A 23,739-nucleotide genomic window follows, 5' to 3' on the forward strand; every position below is an offset into this window, starting at 1 on the left:
TAGGAATCAGGCTCAAAGCGGGGGAATTATTAATTTCTAATAATGACTCCTAAACCTTTGATTAGATTTTAGAGTAAGGAATTAAAGGTTTAAAAAGAATGCGTTTGGTAAATCGTGTTTTCAAGATAAAAAAGTAAGAATCAAACATTGTTGATGCTGCCTCCGAAGCCAGTAAAGAAACGTCAGCGCTAAGTTATTAGGGTGCTGAGAGGTTGACCCTTAAGGCTCACAGTTTTTGTGTCGCTAATGATATGAAATACAACAGGATAGGTATGAAAGGAAAAGTTTTTAAAGCGATGATGACCGCGACTTTGTTTTTGGTCGCGCATGTAGCGATGGCTGCGCCCGGTTATGTTCATGTTACGAACGTCAGTAAATTGCACTACCAGGTATTTGCAGGAGGCACTGTGTTCTTTCGCAACCTAAACGAATTTGACGCTGCCGTGACCGGTTGTTGCTATGCCTTCGCGTTAGATACAACGACAGCAGGCGGAAGTGTCATGTGGTCGACGATCCTCATGAAAATGGCATCCGGTGGCGATCTTTATTTATACGTCAGTGAAAGAAACCCGCCAACCAGTGGCAATGCCGCGACCATTCAACACCTGGGGAATTGGTAACATAAGTGGCTTTTTTAGAAAGGTGGCGAGACGATGGATTATCGCCCATTAATTTGGTGCTGATCAAGCAAACGAACACACTGATACTTGCTGATAACAACATGATGGAAATATTTTAAAGGAGATTAAAGTGAAGAAATTAGTCATCGGTTTAACGGTCTTAGTAATGCTTAGCCTGAAGGCTTACGCTTGGGACGGTGTCGTAACCAACACGATTGCGAAAATTGATGTCGTTGTAGACGGCGAAAACTACGGTTTCCGAGTCTACCTTAATGGCTCCCCTGCTTTATGCGGTACCACGAGTGACTGGGCATACGTCAATAAGAGTAGCAGTAACTACGATGCTATCGTGAGTTCCCTTCTGGCAGCTCACATGGCTGGACGACGCGTAACCCTTTATACGAACAAGATGGCCTCTGGTTACTGTCACATCGGGTATTTGTCCGTGCATTAAACATTAGTTATCAAATGCTAAAAAGTGAGCCAAGAAAGGGCAGACTGATGCTGTCTGTAAGCGCAAGAATCAAAAGAAAGAATCAATAGGGGTCAGAGTCATTGATTTTTAACAATGAACCAAAAGCCTTTAAATGTAAAAAGAATATACGCGGAAGTATTGAACAGGTGGCGATTCTTACTGAACAGATGCATATAGATGTTGTGTTAAAAGCACAAGCTTGAATAAGCTGAAATGGGAGAATGTGTTTGAAAGGCGTCACCTTTCGAAAACTAAGGAGTGTTTATGAATAATTGGAGACTATTCTGTTGCTTTATTTGCATTGGTTTTTCCCAAGCAGCAGATGAATTAATTCTTACGGAACATCGAGAAGCTTTTATAACGTATGAAAATCCTTACGGTTTTTTTGAAGCAAATGTGATGAAGCAGGAAACCGGTGATTTTATTGACTTCACTTGGGTAACTCATATGGACACAGATCGACCATTTATCAACAAATGGGCGACAAAAGGACAGAATTGTGTGTTATTGCATGAGCACCCGATAACTGAACGAGATAAAATTACTGGCGATAGTAGTGTCTGTAGCGACCATGATGAAGATAATCCATTCTACTCTGAAGATATCGGTGCAGACGATAAGTGGGGGCAAGGTTGGTATAATGCATGTAAAGTGCACGACCAGTGCTATGCGACGGTTGGAAAAAGACGAGAAGACTGCGATCGCGAATTTAAAACGGATTTGATAAATGCGTGTAAACAGTCATCAAACATTGTTACCTGTACTTTTGATGCCAACGCCTATTACTTGGCTGTAGCATTTGCTGGTAAAAAGTCATTTGATGAAACACAAACAGCGGTAATAGCCTACTTAAAAAACCTGAAGAAGGGCTATGAAGCCGGTACCTGCCAATATAACGCAGAAACATCCAACGCTCTCTATTTAGAAACTGAAGAAGCTCGCCGCGATGTATATTCATGGTTGGGTTTCTATCTGCACGACAAAAATTTTTCCAAGCACAAACTCAACGTTCTATATGAGAGCCCCTGGGGAGCCTGGGCCGGGTCATGGTGGCATGACTACGATGGTTTCTCCTATCAACCAAATAAAAGCCTGCTGCACATCAATGAAGCCAAATTTAATGAGTTGAAGTTTACCAGTAACGGTCTTTTTGACTATGTCAATTGGTACAAAAGTCAGGACATCTGGGAAGTTAACTTGGACCAATCGTCTTATTCTGTATATTTAGGCGACTCCGTTACGTTCAACGGCTCCTCGTCACATGGTCCTAATGGGTTGAGTGATTATAGTTCCTTTGCGTGGAATTTCGGCGATGGTCAAGCAACCGTGTCGCAACCAACAGCGGGAAGTCTGTCCCACAGGTACTCTGCGCGCGGCCACTACCAATTGTCACTCACTGCAACAGACCCTAGCAATCGATTTAGCCGTACGACCAGTGCTTCTGTAACCGTGTATAATTTTATTGATGTGTTACCAGCCATACTGCATGGGCTGTAACTCGACTAGTAGATTTGTGACGCAATAGCAGAAAGAGCTTCCAGTAGATTCGTTCTTCAGGAACCGACACCCTGTTTCATTGATGTCAGATTTGATTTCTTACTTGAGCTATATCGGCGAATTGAATGCCAATGCTCATTAGCCAAAAAGGATATCTTGCAGTGGTATCGATTGTTTTTTTAAAAGGATACAAAACATCGCATCGTTGAGGCTGAGTGTTGCGTGGCTTGCTAGCGGTGCATTTTCCGAAACTATAGACGATGTAAAAGTAGTGAATTTGTACACGCAAAGTCTACCAGCTAGCGGGTGCGTCATTTAATGCCATGCACAACCGGTACACCACCATGGGTGGTAAGTGGTCACTCCAAGGCCAACTGTAAATTAATTTCTGTGAACTATTAGAATGTGTAAAAGGAAAAATTATGATGAAAAAGCTCTTGCTCGCTCTGTTAATCGCTCTACCACTTAAAGGTTTTTCCGCCTACTGGATTGACTCTGCCGGTACCGTTAACAGCATAACAACCTACTCCGGTTCGGACACCATCTTGGTCAGTCTTTCTGTCAGTGGCACAAATGTCGCCCAATGTACTGATAAAACCGTGTTTGCCATCAGTGCTGATATGCCAGAAGAGCGCCGCGCCAGAATGTATTCCATGCTATTGGCGGCCCAAGCGTCTGGCCGTGTTGTTACGGTTTCTTACGTGAACGAGGGCGGCTGCGAACCGTGGGGTTCTAATGTTAATGCCTATCGCAAAATAACCCGGCTCCGTTAACACACTGGCGGCAGTTCTTGTCCTCATGCCTCATGTATGTCGTGCGACAAACGGAGGCATCGGAGTTTGATATAGACAATTAAATTCTTGGAAATAATTTTTAGGTTTACCAATGACAAATTTCATCAAGTTATTCGCTCGGACAGCCCTCGCAGGTGTACTGATAGCGCAATCGTATGCGGCAAATACAGTGTACTCTGGTCAACTGGTACAGTTATATTCTGATCCGTCTGATATCGTGTTCCGTCTGTCCACCAACAATGACTGCGGCAATAATTACTACTATTTAAAACGCACTAACACCAACTTCGATCAGATGTATGCGTTGCTTCTTTCCGCAGGTGTATCTGGAAAGACGGTTAGGATTGAGGTGTCCGGTTGCGTCTCTGGGAAGGCTATTGTGAGTCATGGAAGTATCATTTTCTAACCGACATAACTTTGGCTCAAGTGATTCAGCGCTACAAAGTATGTACATCAGCTGTGTTGGTGATGGGCGTGTGTTTGGCGCTGTTAAATGAGCACATGCCGGTAATCATTAGACATCGATCCGGTACAGATGGTCGGTCATAATTTAGGTCGCCTTAACCATAGCGCATGATACAAATGGATGGCTGTGACCGTGGTCTTAATACAATTTAAAAACTGAATAAAAGGAAAGTTGTCAGTGAAATTAATGAATTTTAAATCGGTGAGCATCGGATCTGTTCTTCGAAACTTGTTAGCCTGTTCACTGTCAGTTGGCATAGCGACAACGGCCGTTGCTGCCACTCAAGATTGTGGCTCCGTATATGTTGAGCAGATACTAACCGGCCCTAGGCATCAATCCATGTTGAAAGTATCTAATCGAGAATGTGGTTTGAGAGGATATGTCTGCATCGATCCAACAGGTGAATATACAGACCCAAGAATTGCGGATTACATGTTTTCATTCGTGCTCGCACAACAGGCCATGGGGAAGCCAATGAACGTGACTGTGAATACGGGGGATGGCTTTAAAGGGTGCGGATACGATGCTCCTTATATCGAGGACATCAGAAATTAGTGCAAAAAGACCCCTGGAGTATTTAAGTCATATTTTTTTATGCTGTGCATACTAAACGCTAAAAGTAATTAAGGACGTCAAACTAAATGAAACCCATCTTATCTTTCTTCGTCGTAATTTTCTTAAACATAAGCGTCTGCTTTGGCGCGCCAGGCTCATGGATGCCAACGGCAAAGCCTATTTCGGACATCATTATAGATTTTGATAACTCAGGCAAAGTCCTCGTGCTTATCTCAGGAGGGGTTCCTGGCGACTACCTTCCTTCTGGCTGTCAGAATAAATACAACACATTGCTGCTAGATTCAGAAAAAGGCCAAGCCATGTATGCGATGGCTTTAAGTGCCTACATGGCTGGCAAGCCAGTTAAGTTAGTGTTGAGCCCGAATTGTGACGGTGGTCGGCCACTGATTACACACATGTGGTTTTAATGAGTCCTTTCCTACGGCATTGCTGATAAAACAAGGTAACCCATTTGCCTCCTTTATCAGCACATTCAGTTTTTATTAATTTCTAAGGACAGCTCTATGTCTCTAACCTTCGGCACATTGAAAAATTCTGTTTTCGTTGCGGTATTGTTCGCCAGTTGTCATGTCATGGCAGGCGGCTGGGCAACAGCCGCGATACCAACGCGCATTGATATCGAGCGGGGAAATGGTTTTATGATATATGGTTCTTTCGGCAATGCGGGAGGGTGTAGTCAAAGTAACAAGGTATTCGTGAAGATTGATCATCCACAGTACGACGCCATCTACTCCACTGTTTTGGCAGCTTATATGGCGGGCAAAAAAGTACAGCCATATATCCATACGTGCGAACCGGTCACATGGTATGCGGTACCAACAACGACATTCAATATCTTGTCCTCAAGTGGGGCGCTTAATTTGCTGTAGCGTCGGTATGACACTTACGGTGAATATTGCTTAATGCACTTAACCAATTTGAATAAATCATTGCACAGGGAAAAATCATGACCAAGAAATTGATTGCTTTAGCATTGCTTACAACCATCAACTCATATGTATTTGCCGAACGGTTTGTAACAATATCCGCGAGTCAAATGGCTGAAGTGAAAGTACACACCACTCATCACAATGTACCTTCTGCTCGAAACTATGCCGTCATTAAAATAGCGGGTTTACAGGAGGGATGTACCACCGGTGTTTACCTTAAAGTAAACGATAACCCTGTCGCTATGTCCATGGTTATTTCCGCGCAGCTGGCTGGTACTGGTGTGAAGGTAGGGTACGAGCCTCTTTTCAAAAGCCCATGGGGCGACTCAACAATATGCGCATTAACTAACTTTATTCTGCTCTGAAAAGCACGCCGTTAATGGATTAACCTTTCAAGGAACTTTTTATGAAATACACACTGCTGAAAATTCTGGCTTTTAGTGTGATGAGCCTGGCGTCAGTGGCGGCATACTCAGCAAACTTAAATTGTTATGACCTGACCGTGGACGATGTCATCGTACTCGACAATAAACTGGTGGTTACTTTTAGCAGTGCTTCGGGCAACTATGGAGACTGTCGCGCTGCATACAAGTACGCGAGTAATGGCAACTTCGAAAGCTATCTTTCGGTCTTTCTTACGGCCAAAGCGACAGGTAAACGGATACACTTTAACCACAAAGGTGGAACGTCATTACGGGGGTTAGTTGGGACTACTTTCCCCGACTATTGGGCGCGTGAAATTAATTTCTTAAAGCTGGATTAACTTTCTGCTTTTCGTTAATCATCAGCAAGCTAAAAAGCTTGCTGATGACTGAAAGTAAATTGGTTTATTACCGCATGTATAAGGACGGTTTTGTACATTGTGCTTGTTGCACTAATGACAGGGAGACTATTACGAATGCTGTTTCATCGATTCATATTAAAGTATACAACGGCATTGCTGGCTTTATGCTGCGTGCCGATGGCCAGCCAAGCTGTGCTTTTATCGGAGTTGGCAAACCAAACGGGATCTGTATTGGATTGTGGCGATGCAACATGGGTCGAAAAACTTGCCTGTGAAGAAGTTAAAAAAAGTATCGATAACATGGCAAGCCAGAATTTAACGAATATCACACTGCATAATGGTGACTTGGTTTATCGGATTACGCATCAGGACAACCATCCTGACATCGGTTTCATTACTGGCAAAATCGATGGGAACTGTACTACTCGCTTGGTAGGTAAAGGAGGCTTTTTTGAAGCTCGCGCCAATAATGTATTGGGTACTGAAATTACCGGCAATATGGTGTTAGAGCCCTTAATATTGGCTGCGATGATCCCCGTATCGGTTAAGTACAATCAAGATTTAGCTTTGATTGGAGGTTCTGCTAAGCCAGGCCCCGGCTGCTGGGATTGGTGGACAGATAACTTCGATTACATTGGCGAAGCAATGGCTTCAATCGTATTCAGAGGCGTTATTTCATTGGAGCCTACAGTCAGCTATAACCAGACGTATAACAGCTCAACGGGTTTACCAGAATTTGTTGTTAGCGTGACCTTAAATCCAATTGTAGAATTTGAGGGCAGCTTCCTGGAAGATTTGAATTTCAGTTTTCGTGAAGAAGGTCGCAATAATTCCTTTGGTCAAGTTGTGTGGTCAGTTTTTTCCACGGCGTTTAATAGTGTGTCCGGCATATTGGCTTTACCGTTTAATGGCTTTGATATAGATGGCTACTTTGAAGTTTACCATGAGGGCATAAGAGGCATTTTCTTTAACGTTCTCGGCAGTGATTTATTAGTATTCTCGAAAAATGAGTTTGTCGCGGAAGATCGGTTTTGGGAAATGGTCACGGAACTGGCTAATAAGCATTTCGACGCGAAAGACGAGTTTGAAGACTATTTCAAAGACGCAGAGGCGAATTTCTATAAAGACCTCGCAACTGCTCTGGGTCTGAACAGCGAAGGGTCCGTAACTTATACCTATCGCCTAGAAGATTTGCAAAACAAGGCAACAGCAATGCTAATTCCTATTATTAGTCTGGTGTATTAGTTGAGTGAATATTGCCAGCTTCATATAACAAGGCGAGTTAAATGAAAAAGATTGTGATGGTGACAGTTTTTGTTGCGGGGCTTTCTTTTCTTTTTATTGTATTTTCGAAATGGAATTATCAATCGGGTATTTCCGTTATAGACGTAACAATGAAAGAAGCTGTTGTTGAAAGTAATTCAATAAGCTCCGTAGATTTCGTTGAGGATTCGGCGTCGACACAGATTTCAACAGCAGTTGCAGAAAATTCTGATGGCTTAGCAGTCGCTGATCAGATTATTGTTGATGATGTCGACAGCGAGTTCTCTTCTTTGTTTAGTCACGAAGAAAATGACCATGAAGTATTGCTCGAAAATGTCACCGTTCGCATGCCGGAAGATACACGTTTGTTTGAATCAACACTCGTGAACCATGGGATGTTGGTCAGTGGGAACTTAGGCGAGCTAATGAGCTTACCAATGGATTCGGTAGTCTGGGTTAATGTTCAGGGGGAGCGCATTAAAGGTACTTTGCAAGTATCGAAACCTTCAGGGTTGAAGCAGGCGCTGTACCAGAAAGTAGCCTTTTCTGAAGCCGGAGAGTATATGACTGTTTATCACGGTGAAAATTTAATAAAGGGAAAGATTTACACTAAGCAAGGGGCATACATGTATGAACTTCATGATAGTGTCGGCTACATGATCTCTATCTACGAATACAAAAAACAAAACAATGCTCTTTTTTCGGATTAAGGATATAAAATGAAAAAATTCATTCTTCTCTTTTCACTATTTTTCTCGATTGCACAATCTGCATTTTCAGAGCAACTGGGCGTTTACTTCGTCGTTGATCGTGCGCTCGTCAGTTCATTTGAAGACAATGACTACTGGATTGAGTTTATTGATCAGATGGTTCTCGAATCCAATGAAATATACACTGATAGCAAAGTCGATATTCAGCTGCGTGTGGCGGATTTTTCATTCAGGACATTTTCCTTCACAGATCCGACCCAACTACTGGCAAACATACAGCAAGAATCAGGCGCATTTTCGGGTTTGTTGGCGCTGGCAGATCGTGTTGGCGCAGACTATATTGTCACGCTAACAGAATTGGCGCCCTACGAGCTCTGCGGTAAGGCAGTCGACGTTAATAGAAATCTACAGTCCATTTCCAAGACGAAAAAATCAATTGCTTTATCCGACCCCGATTGTGGACAAGATACCTTAGTCCATGAAATCGGCCACTTAATGGGGCTAGCTCACGGTTCTCAGGTGGCTACTGCAAGAAATAATAGTGGGCATAATAATGGATTGACATCCTACTCTAAAGGATGGGGACGAATTGTGAGCTTAATGAACGCGGATGATGACTATACGAACGAAACGTTTGAAACAGGCGAATATGGCACGTTGATGGTGGGTAACCATGTGGCTTATTGGACCGGCTTTGCCAACCACAACAATAAGTTGCCGTTGTTTTCGAGTCCAACAGTCTATACGAATGCTATGTGCGCGGGTCCATGTGGTCGTGCGGGTCAAGCGGATTCTGTACGTGCATTGAATGAGTTCAAGAGTATCTATGCTTCACACGAAGAAGCAGATGTCGACTTTCTAACCTATAGCGATAGTAATCTTGCAGGGTGCATTCGTGATTATCACCAAGGGCAGGAAATAGTCGATGTTGTTAGTTTAAGGTGCGTACAGTCCGACATTGGCTCAATTGGCGGGTTAGAACAATTGACATCAGCGAAGAATATCGATTTATCGAATAATCGAATCGGTGTGGTGTACTATTTGGAAACTTTGCTAGCGGGTAATCTGCAAAGCGTTAATCTCTATGGTAATGACACTGCGATTTGTGAACAGCTCAATAGTCTAGAGGCGAAATACCCAGGCAAGATAATCCGACCCTCAAGATGTCTGAATCTGGGAGCGTTGATGGCAGCGTTGACGGTCATATAGAACGTGATTGAAGAACGGTTCTGAAGTTTAGGTGAGATTTAAACAGTTGTAGTTTTTGGAAGTGGCCCGGAATTCGTAAAAGGCGTTTTGCATTCTGTATGGCATTTTATGCAAACATCGAACGGGATGTGTTGCTTAACCATCGCAAGCATGCAGCGTATTTTTGATTTTAAAATTAGGATTATCATGTTAAAAAATCTTATTGTGCTTCTATTAATGTCGTTTTAAGTAACAGCTTTTGCTGGGCAAGATGTGCCAGCAGGCACAGTGAGTGTGGTTCATATTTATGAAGGGCGTACCGGCATCCTGATAAAGCATTCGAGTATGGGATTAGCGAATGAGTGCCCACGAAATGACTATCTGATTTTGCCTTCAAACCATTCACGTTACGAAGAGGCTTATTCCTTATTTCTTGCAGCGAGCCTAGCAAAGGCCTAGGTTTGGGTTTATGTGGAGGGGTGTATGCAGTCCATACCCGAGATAGAGCATATAAGCATTCAAAATTGAAATGACAAACTGTGCAGTTGTTTGACATTCATTTCCAGTCAATGAATAGAACCAATCATTGACTTGAATATCTACTGGGGCGGGACGACGAAAAAAGTTTAGTCGAAACATTACCTCAGACTTGAATGTTTTGAATTATGACAACTATAGTGGGCTGTAGTCGAATTTTAGTACTGAATATCGCGAAACATTTCTTTCGTGATTTCATTGCATCTTCGGTACATCCGCTGACGCTAATGGTTACATTAAGTTCAATAGAAGCCATCAAAACTACGATGCGGTTTATTCGCTCTTGTTAACCGCACACATCACGCAAAGTGTGGTTTGGGTCAGAACCAATGATGCGGATACCTGCGAAATTGTTTACGTTGTGTCGGATAAATAAATGAAAAAATTATTACTAGGGATATTCGCATGCGCGCTGCTTGTCGGTTGCAGTGCATTATCGGTGAAAGAACCGTCTGTTGAGGTACAGCCTGGTGCCCAGTTCAGCTATTCGGGCCGAGGCGCTGGCGCCGGTGTTGCTCTTATGTCAACGATGGGGCCAGTCGGTATTGCCGTAGGTGTTGCCATTGACGAGGGCATTCGAAAGGATCTGGAGAAATCCGCTCAAATGGCTGGATTCGATATAGTCGCCTTGGTAAATAGCGCCTACAAAGAGAATTGGGTTGAGTATTTAAAGGGTGATGTCGTTACGATCGTTGAATATGGTATGCAGGATGTTCGAGGATCTGACGATATCATGAGTCCTTATTTGGTTATTGCGAGCTCAGATCCTGAAATGATGGAACCGACTGAGATTAATTATTTGATGTTGACTGAGAATGAAATAACTCTGTTGTCGTCTCTCAATGACTATAAAGAAGACGGAAGCAAGATTGTTGATGCGTTTCGTATGCTGCTTAGTTCGTTTGATATCGCAGCAACGACAAAATGATGAGTCTCTCCCTTACCTTGTTAAATATTTCGACAATTATTTAGCCGTGCAATACATGATAACATTCTTTGTGAACAAGAGATTATTGTTAATATGGATTGATTCATCCAGAGGGATTATATGAAAATTGGTGAACTAATTAGCGGCGTAGCTTTGCTTGCATTAATGGGAGCCGCAGAAGCGACGGAAATTCGTGGGTCAGAAGCTTTGTTAATAGACGGTTATGACGCCTTTGTTAACGGTTATGAAAATAGCTCTATCTCAGTAGTAGAAGGAGCAGATATTTCATTTTTAAGCTTATATGATCAATCTTCTGTAGATGTGGAAGGTGGAGAAATTTCCTGGCTGCATTTGTATGACGATAGTTCAGCTAATCTGTATTATATCAACCAAATCAGTTGGTTATTGATGGACGAAAGCACAACAGTGAATCTATATGGTTCCGATTTTAGTTATACAAGTGGTCATATATCTGGTTTGTGGGCAAATGGAGAGGCGTTTTCATTCTGGGCGTTGAATCATGATGATTTAGAAAGCGGTAATATTACCAATATAATGCCCGGTAGTTTGGTACTTCATTCCGTACCTGAAACGTCGACGGTAGCATTGATGTTTGTTGGGTTGATTGGTCTATTTTTTAGTCGACGTCAGCGCAGTGCTTCGGTCCGCTAAACTAATAGAATTTCCAAAAAGGGTCCTGAGGGATTTGTATCTATGAGTTAAAGGGCATACGTTTGGTATGCCCTTTTACATTTCTTATAATAGAGTTACATCATTGGATCGATCGGACCATACGCTTGCTCAACCAGCATGCGTAATTCAGTTGGGTAAGTTTCTTGACGCTGACCGGATTCATCCGCGTAAACAATTCGCAGTGTTTCCATGTCTCCCTCCGGTCCAGGGATTGTTTCTACCATAATTGCAATTGTTTTTGAAAAAGGTGAGACAGGGCTGTTATCAATAACAAGTTGCCGTTCTCCATTACCCATCCAATTGGCATTTAAAATTATTCCATAGCGCATGCCTTGCGATTCAAGTTCAACTTCCCCTGAGTGCTTTAACAGCTCCAATGTTAACGGCTTACCATTCAAGGTTGTTGTGTAAACGTCTGTGACTGGATTCGGAGTTACATCAATGCTATGAATCGTACCTTCAGCCAACATGAAGCCAGGCAAAGATGGCGTCTCAGAGTCATAGGCCTCGTATGTTTTCGCTGAAATGGTGTAATTGGCATCCAGAAACGGCATTGGTCCATACCCTTGTGGGCAAAGCGTCAGCTCGACTTCTCGGAACAGCCATTGGTCTTTAACGCTGCCATTATAAACATCACCATACGAACCGTAGCCGTTGCACTGCTTTGATCCGTCCGTAACTTTGCTTAAGCGAGCCACGGTTAAAGTCGGAGCGTTCTCAAATTCCAATGTGACGTTTTCGATATATTCTATTGGTTGTGCCATGCTTTCAACGACACTTAGTGACCCGCCTGTAATATTAGTCAGGTCGAGAACCGGAATGGGAGAGCCTGACATGTTATCGCCCATTTCAATGGTGTAAATGCGCGTAATCGTTGTGTCGGCGTACGCTGCGCTAACCGAGAAAACTGCTGCGAACAGACTGGAAACTATTGGAGTAACTGCTTTCATTATTTGTCCTTTTTGATTGGGATTGCGTTTTTAAGGCGCACTTGATTTTACGGACAAGCCGTCTTCGTACCTGTCAAATCGATCACAATTTTCAGATAAAAACTGCAATTTGTTATATGTGGTACGTAAAGTATTTCTGCGCTTTTAATGTTCGTATCTTACCAAAACGAACATTAAACGAAAAGTTGTTGCTTAAAACGAACACGACGACCAGACTATTTAAAAACGATTTCAAGGAGCTGGTCATGGCCACTTTATCTTCTACACAAGCCTGGTCCCGGGCGGAGCAACTCAACCAAATTGCCGATCAGTCGGTCGATGTGCTGGTAATAGGCGGCGGTGCGTCGGGTGCCGGCGTCTTTCTGGATGCGCTGAGTCGTGGTCTGTCCTGTGCCCTGATCGAAAAACAGGATTTCACGGCCGGTACCTCTAGTCGCTCGACCAAACTGGTACATGGAGGGGTTCGCTATTTGGAACAAGCCGTGAAACAGTTGGACCTGGACAAATACCAATTGGTGAAAGAGGCGTTGGCTGAACGTCGACGCATGCTCGAAATGGCACCGCACTTGGCTTGGCCATTGAATCTGGTGACACCCGTGAAAAGCGCGATCGGGTTGCCTTATTTTCGGATTGGTCTGGGCGTGTATGATTTTCTGTCCGGCTCACAGCAGATTGGCGATTCGAAAATCGAAAGCAAGCGCACACTGAAGCAGATCTGCCCGGATATTAACGTTAAGCAACTGACCGGCGGCGTGAGTTACTTCGACGGCCAGTTTGACGATGCGCGTTTTGGTGTGTCGATGGTTCGTACCGGTTTGGAAATGGGTGGCCATGCGTTGAACTACACCGAAGTGAATGATTTGTTGAAAACCGAGGGTCAGGTCACCGGGGCGCAATGTACCGATTTACTGTCGGGCATGTCGTTCAACATAAGGGCTAAAGCGGTGATCAACTGCACTGGCCCGTGGACAGATAAGATCCGCGCTATGGCTAACCCGGACTTCAAACCCATGATGACGGTCTCCAGCGGTGTGCATTTGCTGATTAACCGTAACCTGTTGCCTGAAGGTCGCGGCATTCTGATTCCAGAAACCGAAGATGGCCGCGTTCTGTTTATGTTGCCATGGTTGGGCAAAACGCTGGTGGGTACCACAGATGACCCTGCGGAATTGTCCGAAGAGCCAGGCGTATCCAATGATGAAATTGACTATATTCTGCGTACCTGCAACAGCTGGTTGGATCGTCCGATTCTGCGCGATGAAGTGTCCGCCAGTTGGTCGGGTTTGCGTCCATTGGTCGCCGACCCAGACGCGCAAACGACGGCCTCTTTAACCCGGGATCATGTGGTACTCGACGATAATGGTCTGACCAGCCTAACCGGTGGTAAATGGACCACTTGGCGTCGAATGGCCGAAGACTGTGTAGACCATGTGCTGAAAGTGAAAGGCATTAAAGCCGGTAAATGTGACACACATGACATTCACTTAGTGGGTGCTCGTGGCGATTCGTTAGCCGCAAAACACGCTATCGCACATTTGCCGCAGGATATTCGTGATCATCTGTGGCAAGCCTATGGCGACCGTGCACCTCAGGTATTGGCCTGTGGTAGCGAAGCCCGGTTGGTTGCTGATGAGCCCTATATCGAAGCCGAATTGGATTGGATTATTCAGTTTGAAGGCGCCTGTACCGCAGAAGATGTCCTGAACCGTCGATTGCGGGTTGGTATGTTGGATGACGCCGTGGCCGAAAAAATACGCCGCGTTGTTGCCGCGAAACTCGGCAAGGAATCCGTCGCTGCCTGATGCCAAGCGCCTTGCGCCTACAGCAATGCTTTAACGGCGTTGGCCAATTCAGAAACATGGGTGTCTTCGGCGCCCATGGTTTTTAATGCGTCATCCAGGTTCAAGAGATAGTCGCTGTTGCGTCCACTGGGGCCTTCGCTGGTCGCAATTTGTCGCGCCATAACCTCAATGGGCGCAGGTCCCAGAAACGCCGCGTTATCGGGTCCGGCCACGTAAACTAACGCTTCGGCTGGTGCATGGTCTGGTGCGTCGGTGAAGGTAAGCGGCGCAAAAAAGCGCAGGTAACCGTTCTTTTCCCGATGATCGAGATGAGCAAAGGTATCTGGTGTGACGCGATACGCCATGCCCTGACATTGGCAACCGGCCTGTTCAATCAGGGTTACCACACGACCGGGCTGGTCCGGTGTGCCGCGGTGGTCATGCGATCCTTGCCAGAACCGACGCGCCCAACCCATGATGCTGGCCGGCCTTCGCTCCAGAAACGGGAAATCCACTTTGAAGATCAACGAGCCATAGCCGAACAGCCAGACATCGTCGAGGTGATCCAACGATTGTTGTTGATTTCGTTTAACGGTGTTTATCATGGTGGCTCCACTGATGTTGCGCCCGCATGGTAACGTGAATGAAGGGTGGCGGCTAATATCGAGCGCTTGGTTTTGCGGTGTGGATTGTGTTTCACTGTTCGAAAGTGCTTAGAGGACGCAGGATGAATTTTTTTGACTTCGAAACCGCGGCACAACGTTACGCCCAGGCGCGACCTTACTTCCAGCCGGATGTCATCGAAATGATCCGAAGCCGATTGCCGTTTCCAGCGAAAGTCGACGCCGCGTTGGATGTTGCCTGTGGCACCGGCCATTCAACGATGGCCTTGTTGGGCATTGCGAATACGATTGTCGGCACCGATTTATCTAATGCAATGATTGCGCAAGCTACGCGCCATCCCGCCATTTCTTTTCAGCAAGCCCCGGCAGAACGTTTGCCCTTTCCAGATGCGAGTTTTGATCTGATTACCGTTTGTATGGCCTACCATTGGTTTGATCAGCCACGCTTTTTAGCTGAGGCTAAACGCTTGTTAACGCCTAATGGCGCGCTGGTGGTTTATAACAGTTATTTTCCTGGCGTCATGGCAGGGAATGACCGATATCAGCAGGCGCACGCGAACTACACCAGTCAATTTCCAACGCCTGCGCGCAGCAATAAACACCCCACTCAAGCTGACGCCGGCAATGTCGGTTTGGCAGGCACAACAGAGCCTTTTGAGTTTTGGGTGGAATGGAATGTGGCGCAATTGGTGGATTACCTGTGTTCGCAATCAAACGTGATCGGTCAGGTTGAATGTGGCCACCGAGATCTCGGCAGCATCAAGACGGAATTGCGGGCGCAGTTTGGTGATTGTTTTAATCAACCACTGGAACGGTTTCTGTTTCGCGGTGACGTATCGATATGGCAATAATCGATTTATCGGTTCTAGGGCAACTCTGAATAATTCAAATCACCTCAGTCCTATCTGATCGAAGGATGAGCGAGGCGTGTGTTGCAGGAAATGGCGAGTCCTTTTCAAAACACACAACAAAGCTCAGTCGTCGATCTGAAGAACCCTGAGGGCGGGCTTCAATGGCCAATTTCGTTGTAAAGTCCTTTGCCAAGATAGTGAATATTGCCTGCAGAACTTGCCTCGAACTTTGCGCATTTCTTCACCCGATGAGGTAGATAGCAATTATTCAGAGTTGCTCTGGAACTAAGTTGCGGATGTTAATTATGTCGACGCTCTGAAAAGCGTCGACATATATCTGTGCAACAAGTGGCGATCGAGGATATTAAAACTTGTACCCCAGGCTGAAATGAATGGGAAAGGCTTCTGCTGTTGCGCCATAAGGGCTTGCAAAAATATAGTTGCCGTCACTATTTTGGAGAATGTCGAAACTTTCAAAATCTGAATAGGAATCTCGTAATTCCATCGAGATTTCTGCCGAGACGTTCTTGAATCTCAAACCGAGTCCTACTGGAATCGTTGGCGAACCCAGCTTTGCATTGTCGTTGAATTCCCAGTAATACCGCACCCCAGTATAGATATAGATCCCGTCTTTGTTCAAATTATACCCGGTCAGCAAATCGATACTGGTACCTAGTATTGCGTTGCTTATTGAACAGGATGCGCCGTAATCATTATCCTGCATTTCGCAACTGCTGATGATATAAGCTGAAGTTCCGATGGAAGTGAACGGGCTGTAAATATAATGAGCTGTAATGCCGTAACCCTTTAAAGAAAATTGAAGGGAATCCTGAGACGTTGCGAGCCCGTCGTTCTTTACCAGCTCTGCAAAACCATCATAGGTTGATTGTCGAATGTTTACCTGAAAATCTGCGCCCTTTACGCTGAAGTCTGCGAAAGACGCAGACGCGGCGAATGCTGCGCTCAGGCAGAAAATGCTTTTAATCATCAAAATTTCCTTATTTTCAGAACTGGTATTTCACGGATATCGAAGAAGAGAAGTCTTCTAAGTCCAACGACGTTTGTATTTGAGGTAGAACGCTAAGAGCTGAGTTAACGCCAATCTGCCAGGTCGCAATAAAAACAACATCCTGGGCATAGGCATTTATTGAACTAATTCGGTAGGCAATAGTCGCATTGGTGGCATTGCGATCACTAATGACTGAATACAAAGACATTCCTATGAGGCCGGACTGATCAAAGTAACTGCTGTTGGAAGTATGTTCGATTCTTTCCCATTCCAGTGACAGCGTTGCTAATGTTGAGATCGTGTTGGCACCTGCGGTTAGCAGGTCATACTTTAAAGTGCTATCAGCAATGTGGGTTATCGAATCGCCGTAATCCCTAAGCCCAAATCGGTAGCCGGTGTTTAGATATTTGTAATCTAAGGACAGACTTAAGGGCTCAAGTACAACGTTCCGAAATTGTACTCTTGTACTAAGTCCCCTGGGATAGTATTTGAAGTCTTCGCTTCCTTTGTATCCTTTGATGTAATAACCCACACTCATTGAATCCAAAGAGGTGGCCTGACTGAACGCACTGGTTCCCAACAGGAACGTCGTTGCCAAGATTGATGTCGTTATTTTTTTCACGTTTAAAAAGATCCTTTTTAATTTGCAGGCAAGCCGTCTAGTATACAGGAATGAATTACCTGGCGGATACTCAAACTATCCATGCCACCTAAAAAGGAATCTAATATGTTCAGTCGTTTGCTTGAGTTGTTGGAACTGAAAGAAGTCGTCGATCAGGCCAAATCGGAAGCCATTATTTCCTTAACCACATTGCTGTATCAGGCCGATGGCAAAGTGAAAATGGAAGAGCAGGATCTGTTCCAGCGTTTGATTGATGAGTTGCCATGGGACAACCATTACATTTCCAAAGAAGCATATCACCGGGAAATGGTGGCAAAGAGTTTACGAGCGTTGAAAGAGAATCATCTGGCGGAATATATGGAAGGGATTGTCCCGGCGTTGAAATCTGACCCGCATGTTCTGGCGATGTTACGTGAGCTGGCGATCAGCGACGGTAACCTGGACCCGCGTGAGGCAGAAATTTTGACCGTCGTCTCCAACCTTATGGTCTAGTGGGCCATGCGGAAAATAAGGTGGCAAATCGCTTCGCCATCTTACCGACGCCTGCGTTGGAAAAGTTTGACAGAGCACCACCATGCTTTCACTTTTCCGCCTTGCCTTCGGGCGCGACATTCAAGCTCTCTAGCGTTGTTCTGTCTCTTGTCAATGGAACAACCATTAACTGCGAGACACGCCTAGCTTTAAAGATTGAATGACACGCTGAATTCATGCGAATTTCCGACTCAGGACACTAGCGGCGAAATTTCACTCTATCGCTTAAAATAACTGTCTATTCCAGAGCTGGTATGACATTAAGAAAAATGGAATTTAATACCAGAACTTAACCGCGAACCCGTAGAAGTTATAGCCATTGTTTGGTTTTACGATATCGCCATTACTGACGTGTTGAAATCGCAACCCAGCCTGGATACTTCTCACCCGAACACCAACACCCAGAATTTCACTAAATTGCCAATGAGTCGACAATTGTCTGCCTTGGTTTTCGGTGCGGGTCAGGTAGTGAGCGCCGAGCCCGGTTTCGATCAATGGCGCCCATTGACCGAGGGGCAATTGCCATTCCAAAACGGGCGTCAGTCCGAACGATACATCCTGCGGGCTGGGCTGCGTTTGGCCGAATGCAAATTCATAGTGCCCTTGCAGTGTCACCGGTCCCCATTGCCCAATGGGTTCTGCGATTCGCCAAAGCCATAACATGCGGGTTCGATCAAAGTCTTCGTCAACACCAAAGTCAAGCCCGAAGCCGTCTAGTTTCATGGGGTTCCACACCAGCAAGCTACCTACTGAAAAGGCAATGGCCGATTCTCGATTGAACGCGAATACGGGTTGGATAAGGCTGGCAGTTAACAAGAACAGTATGAACGGTTTATGTTGCATGAATTTTCATCGCAGGGCTGAGCATATGAGTATAGCGATCGCATTCGCAGGTGCGAAGGGTTTGACAGCGAACCGGGCTGAGCTTTTCGGGTGATGACTGCGTATACTCATGGTTAAATCGTTATCGAGAGTGATTCGTGTTTACGACGCGTTATGTAAAAGAACTGCCGGGTCTGTACAGCAAAGTCATGCCGACGCCACTGGCCGATACCTATTGGGTGGGCTGGAATAATCGTTTAGCTGAGCAACTGGGCTTGCCGGTAGAGCCGGACGATGCGCTGAAATCGGTGTTGTCTGGCGCTGGGTTATTCCAAGGCCATGAACCGATTGCGCAAAAATACGCCGGTCATCAGTTTGGTGGCTGGAACCCTGGCCTTGGCGACGGGCGCGGGCTGCTGCTGGGTGAATGGACCGACTCGCAGCGACAGGTGTGGGAGATGCATTTGAAAGGCGCTGGAAAAACGCCTTACAGTCGCTTTGGCGACGGTCGGGCCGTGTTGCGCAGTTCGATACGGGAGTTTCTCGGTTCAGAAGCAATGCACGCGTTGGGTGTAGCAACGACGCGGGCGCTTGCTTTGGTCGGCAGCAGCGAGCGGGTTTATCGGGAGACGGTAGAACCAGGGGCCACACTGTTGCGCCTGACCCACAGCCATGTGCGCTTCGGTCACTTTGAGTGGCTGGCGTTTTCCAATCAGCCGGACCAGTTACAGGTTTTGGTCGACTATGTCATCCGTCATCATTATCCGCAGTGTGCGGACGCCGACGATCCGGTTGTTGCGTTGCTGGAGCAGGTCGTGGCGAACACCGCCACCCTGATTGCTGGCTGGCAGGCCTATGGGTTTATCCATGGGGTGATGAACACCGACAACATGAGCATCTTGGGTGAAACCTTCGACTATGGTCCTTATGCCTTTATGGACGCCACGAAAATGAACGCTGTGTTCAATCACACGGACGAAACAGGTCGCTATGCGTTCAACCAACAGCCGGCTGTCGGGCTGTGGAACTTGCAGCGGTTGGCGCAAGCTCTTTCGGTACTGACCGATCCCCACGCCTTGGCAGCACCCTTGCGGGAGTACGCTGATATACAACGCGACGCCTACCATGGATTGCTGAATCGACGTTTAGGAGGCTCCAACGAGGCTCCATTGGACGGCGTACTGTTGGATGAATGGATTTCCCTGTTGGCGGCGGAACAGAAAGATTTTCATTTGTTTTTCCGAGCGTTGGCGGACAGGCCATTGTCGGAATGGGTAGCCTTGGGCGATGAGTTTGTTGATCGGGCGCGCTTCCTGACCTGGTGTGAGGCTGTTAGCTCGCGAGTGATTCAGGACGACACTGCGCGCCAACACCAAATGCAACAGACAAACCCGGTCACTGTTGCGCGCACACATCACCTGCAAGCGGTAATCGAAGCTGCTCACCAAGGTGATTTTAAGCCGTTTGAATCGTTGTTCGCCGCGCTTCAGTCTCCCTTTGAGGTTCGTCCTGAGTGGGCAACCTGGGCGCAGCCACCGGATGATCCTCACGCGCACGTTGAACTAAGCTGCAGCAGTTAACCTGCCCGGAGCCATTCGACCGTCCCGTTTATCAGCGATGTTAAGGCCGGTGCATCCAATCGCAGCATCACCACATAGGAGGGCTGGATGCCGATAGTCTGCGGGTCAAAGGCGGCATCACTGACCACATAGGTGTGGTGCCCGATTTCCACAGTGCTCAATTGTTGTACCCGATTCAGAAAAGAAACCAGTTCTTCACAACTGACCTGACAACCTAACTGGTCAAAGATGGAAAGCACATTTGCTTTCAGCGATATTAATAAGCCAGGTGGCAACATACAGGAACCTCACGCACAACAATGTCTGAGCCGGAAAGTCCGCTCAACTTACGGTGGGTGGATGACAGCCTGATGAACGGCACCAAAAAATCTGATCAGCTCTTTAGGGAGGATAAGGCCCCGCTCCAGGAGCAAGGCCGATAAAGTGATACCTGAGGTGTGATTAATGCAGTTTTAATCGCGGCCGGATGACTTTGTTGATGCTATCTGACAACATGCGTAGCCCGGTTTTAAACCAGCCGTGCAGCGCCAGCTGATGCATTCGGTACAACGACACATACATGAAGCGGGCAATACGGCCTTCGATAATCATGCTCCCCCGGGTCAGGTTACCCATCAAACTGCCGACGGTTGAGTACCGGCTTAGGTTCACCAGCGAGCCGTAATCGACGTATTGATAGTCGGTTAAATCCGTTCGCCCGGCCATCTGCTTGCAGATGTTTTTATAGGCATGTGTGGCCATCTGGTGCGCCGATTGCGCGCGTGGCGGAACCTGCTTGCCATCGGGCATCTGACAGGCACAGCAATCACCGATGGCATAGATCGTATCGTCGACCGTTGTCTGCAACGTGCCTTTGACTTGCCACTGATTAATACGGTTGGTTTCCAGATCTGCCATGCCTTTGAAGCTGTCAGGCACCTTGATTCCGGCCGCCCAGACTAAAATGTCGGCTTCGATCACTTCGCCTTCTTTGGTAATGAACTGGTTTGGTTTGGATTCTGCCACCAACGTGTTGGTGCGGACTTGAACACCCAGTTCGACAAGCTCTTTATGCGCTGAACCGGAAATCCGTTCTGGCAAGGCCGGTAGAATGCGTGGGCCGGCCTCGATCAAGCTGATCTTCAACTGCTCGGATTTCAATTCACTCAGGCCATAGGCTTTCATAGTATTAAAGGTATTGTGCAATTCTGCGGACAGTTCCACGCCAGTGGCACCACCACCGACAATGGCAATGCTGTATCCGGCGTCGGCGTTGGTCAGCGCGCTGCGGTTTAACTTCAACAGACCATTCAGCAGTCGTCGGTGGAATTTTTCGGCTTGCTTCGGGGCATCCAGGAATATGGCATTTTCGCGTACACCTTTGGTTCCGAAGTCATTGGTGACGCTGCCGAGGGCCAGCACCAGAATATCGTAGGGCAAATGTCGTTCCGGCAGGACTTCTTTGCCGTCTTCGTCGGCCAACGGCGCCAGTGTGATTTCTTTTTTCTCACGGTCGACATTGCTTAATGTGCCGAGTTTGAATTTGAAATGGTGATTATAGGCGTGCGCTCGATAACTGAGTGAATCGACGCCCATGTCCAGGCTACCGCTGGCAACTTCGTGTAACAGTGGTTTCCAGAGGTGCGTATTGTTGCGGTCAATCAGGGTGATATTGGCCTTTTTGCGCTTGCCGAATTTGTGCCCCAGTCGGGTCGCCAACTCCGCACCGCCGGCGCCACCGCCTACAATGACTATATCCATGAAAAGCTCCAAAAGCAGGTTAAGAAAGGTAAGTGAGACGCATTATAAGTCAAAATGTCGAATATAAATCTCATCAATAGTGCGGATTTGGCAGCAAACTATGCTTAAAGTTGCAAAAACGGCAGGCTTGAGACGGGTTGTGGTTTTATCGGAGGATTTTTCTTTCCAAGGGGAGGCCCCCTTGATCCGGCCTTCACCAGAGGTGAAGTCGTTAAAATCGAATCGAAGCCCATTAGGGCTTCGCTTTTAACCCCCCTTTTGTCGCCAGCTTTGGTGTTCTTCCTTCATTGCCATTTCGTTCGAACGGTCGCTTGAGCGTGCATCGCTGCACGCGGGGCGCTTACAAGGGCATCCATGCCCTTGAATCCGTTGCGACGTGCCAATTAAGTCAGCCAAAGCAGATGCGACGATTGGGTTATTTACACCTGATCGGGCTAAATAGAGTGTGCTGTTTCGTATTCGTTATCGAGAAGGTGGCGCTCGCCGTTCTCCCACCCTTCATACAACCAAGGATTGTTGAAGACGAAACTAATGGGAGTGAATAGTCGTTTGAGGCGGTAGTTGAGATTGTTATGGACCGAGCTGAATTGTCGGACAGGTGTAGCCTTCAACGGCAAAAATCTTTTATCAATGCCGTGAACGATGTAAGTGTCGCAAATATAATGCAAGTAAGCTTAAGCAAGTACCATTCGGGGATCTCCCCTTGGAAAGAAAAACCTCCGAGAGTTTCGTCTTAACGCAAAGCCCTAATCGTCAGACCAGTGCGCGCCAGAACAGAGAAAATCTCCCAACTAAACTAAGAAAGCGACTGATGCAAATGCTAAAGATATACACCAAAGACGCTTAACTGTAGGCGAAACGGGGTTATCCGCGTTGGGTGATGTGGGCAAGTTTCCGCAGAAATTGCTCGGTATCGCGGCTGTTATTACTGTTCAGTTCAAAGCGATTGTGGAAGTAAATGTGCAAGGTAACGCGCCCATCACCGAGGTGTAGTGTATAGCCGTCATAGTCACTTTCGGCGTGCAAACCCTCAAAGTGAAAGGTTGTATCGACTCTTTCTCCCTGTTCGACAACCGTTTGAAACGCCGCTAAGGCCTGCGTGACGTCGACTTTTATGTCCATACCAGTGTCCCTTGCTGTGATGGTGGGTTGAAAAAGTATTCGCTCATTTCTGCGAACCCTGAAAATTGGTGGTTTGGCGGTTTTTTGTTGTCTGGATACGTGCAGCGATGGATGAGGCAGGAGACCATGTTGGCGTTGTGCGCAGCTTCGATATCGTATTGGTAGTCGCCCACCATCATGACTTGAGACTTTGCCAGCCCAAATGATGCCGCCAGTTCCAGTAACGCTGTCGGATCGGGTTTTGGTGGGGAATCTTCACGGGTTTTCAGCTGGTTAATCGGGATTTTATTGTTACGGATTTTAATCAGCGACGACTGCATGGAGTTGCGGGTGACGATAGCAAGCGCAATATTATCGGCCAGGCAGCGGTGCACAAATTCTTGTGCGCCCGGCATCCATTGGGCGGACAACGCGTCATTCATTTCATGACGGTGGATCACCTGCAGTGCCGCCGTTCTTAATTCTGGCGAAGGTAGATGGTGGATGTACTTGAGTGCGTCTTCGTGCTCAGGGCAGCCAATTTCGCTTTTGATCGCCCGGAAGTCGAGCGACGAGGTGACCAATGTGCCATCCAGATCAAAAATAATGCCTTTGATGTTGTTCACGACAATCATGACTGCCTTTGTGTTCAGGTTCTGTCTTATACGC

Annotated in this window: 27 protein-coding genes; 18 read left to right on the forward strand and 9 right to left on the reverse strand. The window is 46.5% G+C overall.

What is annotated here, in order from left to right; translation table 11 throughout:
• The first annotated feature begins 272 nt into the window (after positions 1–272).
• From IYN85_RS11280 to IYN85_RS11345, 14 genes are all read left to right on the forward strand, one after another.
• A complete protein-coding gene (locus tag IYN85_RS11280) occupies positions 273–620 on the forward strand; it encodes a hypothetical protein (protein ID WP_196158981.1) in 348 nt (115 codons plus the stop codon).
• Between the two features lie 130 nt (positions 621–750).
• The gene (locus IYN85_RS11285; RefSeq protein ID WP_196158982.1) at positions 751–1,074 is read left to right on the forward strand and encodes a hypothetical protein; all 324 of its coding nucleotides are present in this window, start codon (positions 751–753) and stop codon (positions 1,072–1,074) included.
• Positions 1,075–1,359: 285 nt separating this feature from the next.
• Positions 1,360–2,592, forward strand: coding sequence for a PKD domain-containing protein (locus IYN85_RS11290; protein ID WP_196158983.1), 1,233 nt, complete (start codon positions 1,360–1,362; stop codon positions 2,590–2,592).
• A gap of 422 nt (positions 2,593–3,014) precedes the next feature.
• A complete protein-coding gene (locus IYN85_RS11295; protein WP_230390677.1) occupies positions 3,015–3,365 on the forward strand; it encodes a hypothetical protein in 351 nt (116 codons plus the stop codon).
• A 673-nt stretch (positions 3,366–4,038) separates the two neighbouring features.
• Positions 4,039–4,407, forward strand: a complete 369-nt coding sequence (locus IYN85_RS11300) for a hypothetical protein (RefSeq protein WP_196158984.1) — start codon at positions 4,039–4,041, stop codon at positions 4,405–4,407.
• Positions 4,408–4,493: 86 nt separating this feature from the next.
• Positions 4,494–4,835 carry a hypothetical protein gene (locus IYN85_RS11305; RefSeq protein WP_196158985.1) on the forward strand — a complete coding sequence of 114 codons (342 nt, stop codon included), beginning with the start codon at positions 4,494–4,496 and terminating at the stop codon, positions 4,833–4,835.
• A gap of 96 nt (positions 4,836–4,931) precedes the next feature.
• Positions 4,932–5,297 carry a hypothetical protein gene (locus IYN85_RS11310; protein ID WP_230390678.1) on the forward strand — a complete coding sequence of 122 codons (366 nt, stop codon included), beginning with the start codon at positions 4,932–4,934 and terminating at the stop codon, positions 5,295–5,297.
• A gap of 77 nt (positions 5,298–5,374) precedes the next feature.
• The gene (locus tag IYN85_RS11315) at positions 5,375–5,722 is read left to right on the forward strand and encodes a hypothetical protein (protein WP_196158986.1); all 348 of its coding nucleotides are present in this window, start codon (positions 5,375–5,377) and stop codon (positions 5,720–5,722) included.
• Positions 5,723–5,763: 41 nt separating this feature from the next.
• Entirely contained in the window at positions 5,764–6,120 is a 357-nt protein-coding gene (locus IYN85_RS11320; protein WP_196158987.1) for a hypothetical protein, read from the forward strand.
• A gap of 135 nt (positions 6,121–6,255) precedes the next feature.
• Positions 6,256–7,386: a hypothetical protein gene (locus IYN85_RS11325; RefSeq protein WP_196158988.1), complete on the forward strand. Its 1,131-nt coding sequence runs from the start codon at positions 6,256–6,258 to the stop codon at positions 7,384–7,386.
• Positions 7,387–7,427: 41 nt separating this feature from the next.
• Entirely contained in the window at positions 7,428–8,114 is a 687-nt protein-coding gene (locus tag IYN85_RS11330; RefSeq protein WP_196158989.1) for a hypothetical protein, read from the forward strand.
• Between the two features lie 9 nt (positions 8,115–8,123).
• Positions 8,124–9,323: a reprolysin-like metallopeptidase gene (locus IYN85_RS11335; protein WP_196158990.1), complete on the forward strand. Its 1,200-nt coding sequence runs from the start codon at positions 8,124–8,126 to the stop codon at positions 9,321–9,323.
• Positions 9,324–10,215: 892 nt separating this feature from the next.
• On the forward strand, positions 10,216–10,767 hold the full coding sequence (locus IYN85_RS11340; protein WP_196158991.1) for a hypothetical protein: 552 nt from the start codon (positions 10,216–10,218) through the stop codon (positions 10,765–10,767).
• Positions 10,768–10,887: 120 nt separating this feature from the next.
• Positions 10,888–11,439, forward strand: coding sequence for a PEP-CTERM sorting domain-containing protein (locus IYN85_RS11345; protein WP_196158992.1), 552 nt, complete (start codon positions 10,888–10,890; stop codon positions 11,437–11,439).
• A gap of 95 nt (positions 11,440–11,534) precedes the next feature.
• Here the strand turns inward: IYN85_RS11345 and IYN85_RS11350 are convergent, their stop codons facing one another.
• The gene (locus IYN85_RS11350; RefSeq protein WP_196158993.1) at positions 11,535–12,410 is read right to left on the reverse strand and encodes a hypothetical protein; all 876 of its coding nucleotides are present in this window, start codon (positions 12,408–12,410) and stop codon (positions 11,535–11,537) included.
• Between the two features lie 245 nt (positions 12,411–12,655).
• Here IYN85_RS11350 and IYN85_RS11355 point away from each other — a divergent pair, with 245 nt between their 5' ends.
• The gene (locus IYN85_RS11355; RefSeq protein WP_196158994.1) at positions 12,656–14,212 is read left to right on the forward strand and encodes a glycerol-3-phosphate dehydrogenase/oxidase; all 1,557 of its coding nucleotides are present in this window, start codon (positions 12,656–12,658) and stop codon (positions 14,210–14,212) included.
• Between the two features lie 17 nt (positions 14,213–14,229).
• Here the strand turns inward: IYN85_RS11355 and IYN85_RS11360 are convergent, their stop codons facing one another.
• Positions 14,230–14,796 carry a gamma-glutamylcyclotransferase gene (locus IYN85_RS11360; protein WP_196158995.1) on the reverse strand — a complete coding sequence of 189 codons (567 nt, stop codon included), beginning with the start codon at positions 14,794–14,796 and terminating at the stop codon, positions 14,230–14,232.
• Positions 14,797–14,918: 122 nt separating this feature from the next.
• Between IYN85_RS11360 and IYN85_RS11365 the strand changes: the two genes are divergently transcribed.
• The gene (locus tag IYN85_RS11365; RefSeq protein ID WP_196158996.1) at positions 14,919–15,665 is read left to right on the forward strand and encodes a class I SAM-dependent methyltransferase; all 747 of its coding nucleotides are present in this window, start codon (positions 14,919–14,921) and stop codon (positions 15,663–15,665) included.
• Positions 15,666–16,029: 364 nt separating this feature from the next.
• Here IYN85_RS11365 and IYN85_RS11370 read toward each other — a convergent pair whose 3' ends face one another.
• Together IYN85_RS11370 and IYN85_RS11375 are read right to left on the reverse strand one after the other, a co-directional pair.
• Positions 16,030–16,653, reverse strand: coding sequence for a hypothetical protein (locus IYN85_RS11370; protein ID WP_196158997.1), 624 nt, complete (start codon positions 16,651–16,653; stop codon positions 16,030–16,032).
• Between the two features lie 16 nt (positions 16,654–16,669).
• Entirely contained in the window at positions 16,670–17,296 is a 627-nt protein-coding gene (locus IYN85_RS11375) for a hypothetical protein (protein ID WP_196158998.1), read from the reverse strand.
• Between the two features lie 105 nt (positions 17,297–17,401).
• Between IYN85_RS11375 and IYN85_RS11380 the strand changes: the two genes are divergently transcribed.
• Complete coding sequence (locus IYN85_RS11380) at positions 17,402–17,788, forward strand: TerB family tellurite resistance protein (protein WP_196158999.1); 387 nt, start codon at positions 17,402–17,404, stop codon at positions 17,786–17,788.
• 315 nt (positions 17,789–18,103) lie between these two features.
• On the opposite strand, the gene IYN85_RS11385 is transcribed toward IYN85_RS11380, so the two are convergent.
• A complete protein-coding gene (locus tag IYN85_RS11385; protein WP_196159000.1) occupies positions 18,104–18,670 on the reverse strand; it encodes an acyloxyacyl hydrolase in 567 nt (188 codons plus the stop codon).
• Positions 18,671–18,807: 137 nt separating this feature from the next.
• Between IYN85_RS11385 and IYN85_RS11390 the strand changes: the two genes are divergently transcribed.
• A complete protein-coding gene (locus IYN85_RS11390; protein WP_196159001.1) occupies positions 18,808–20,229 on the forward strand; it encodes a protein adenylyltransferase SelO in 1,422 nt (473 codons plus the stop codon).
• On the opposite strand, the gene IYN85_RS11395 is transcribed toward IYN85_RS11390, so the two are convergent.
• The 4 genes from IYN85_RS11395 to IYN85_RS11410 all read right to left on the reverse strand — a co-directional run bounded on the left by IYN85_RS11395 (position 20,226) and on the right by IYN85_RS11410 (position 23,705).
• A complete protein-coding gene (locus IYN85_RS11395) occupies positions 20,226–20,507 on the reverse strand; it encodes a hypothetical protein (protein ID WP_196159002.1) in 282 nt (93 codons plus the stop codon). The two genes, IYN85_RS11390 and IYN85_RS11395, sit on opposite strands and share 4 nt — an antisense overlap.
• Positions 20,508–20,670: 163 nt before the next feature.
• On the reverse strand, positions 20,671–21,969 hold the full coding sequence (locus IYN85_RS11400; RefSeq protein ID WP_196159003.1) for an NAD(P)/FAD-dependent oxidoreductase: 1,299 nt from the start codon (positions 21,967–21,969) through the stop codon (positions 20,671–20,673).
• An 864-nt stretch (positions 21,970–22,833) separates the two neighbouring features.
• Positions 22,834–23,091: a DUF3081 family protein gene (locus IYN85_RS11405; RefSeq protein WP_196159004.1), complete on the reverse strand. Its 258-nt coding sequence runs from the start codon at positions 23,089–23,091 to the stop codon at positions 22,834–22,836.
• Positions 23,082–23,705 carry an HAD family hydrolase gene (locus tag IYN85_RS11410; RefSeq protein ID WP_196159005.1) on the reverse strand — a complete coding sequence of 208 codons (624 nt, stop codon included), beginning with the start codon at positions 23,703–23,705 and terminating at the stop codon, positions 23,082–23,084. Before IYN85_RS11410 ends, IYN85_RS11405 begins: the two co-directional genes overlap by 10 nt.
• Between the last annotated feature and the right edge of the window lie 34 nt (positions 23,706–23,739).

The sequence above is a fragment of the Reinekea sp. G2M2-21 genome, assembly GCF_015687175.1.
Classification (GTDB): domain Bacteria; phylum Pseudomonadota; class Gammaproteobacteria; order Pseudomonadales; family Natronospirillaceae; genus Reinekea.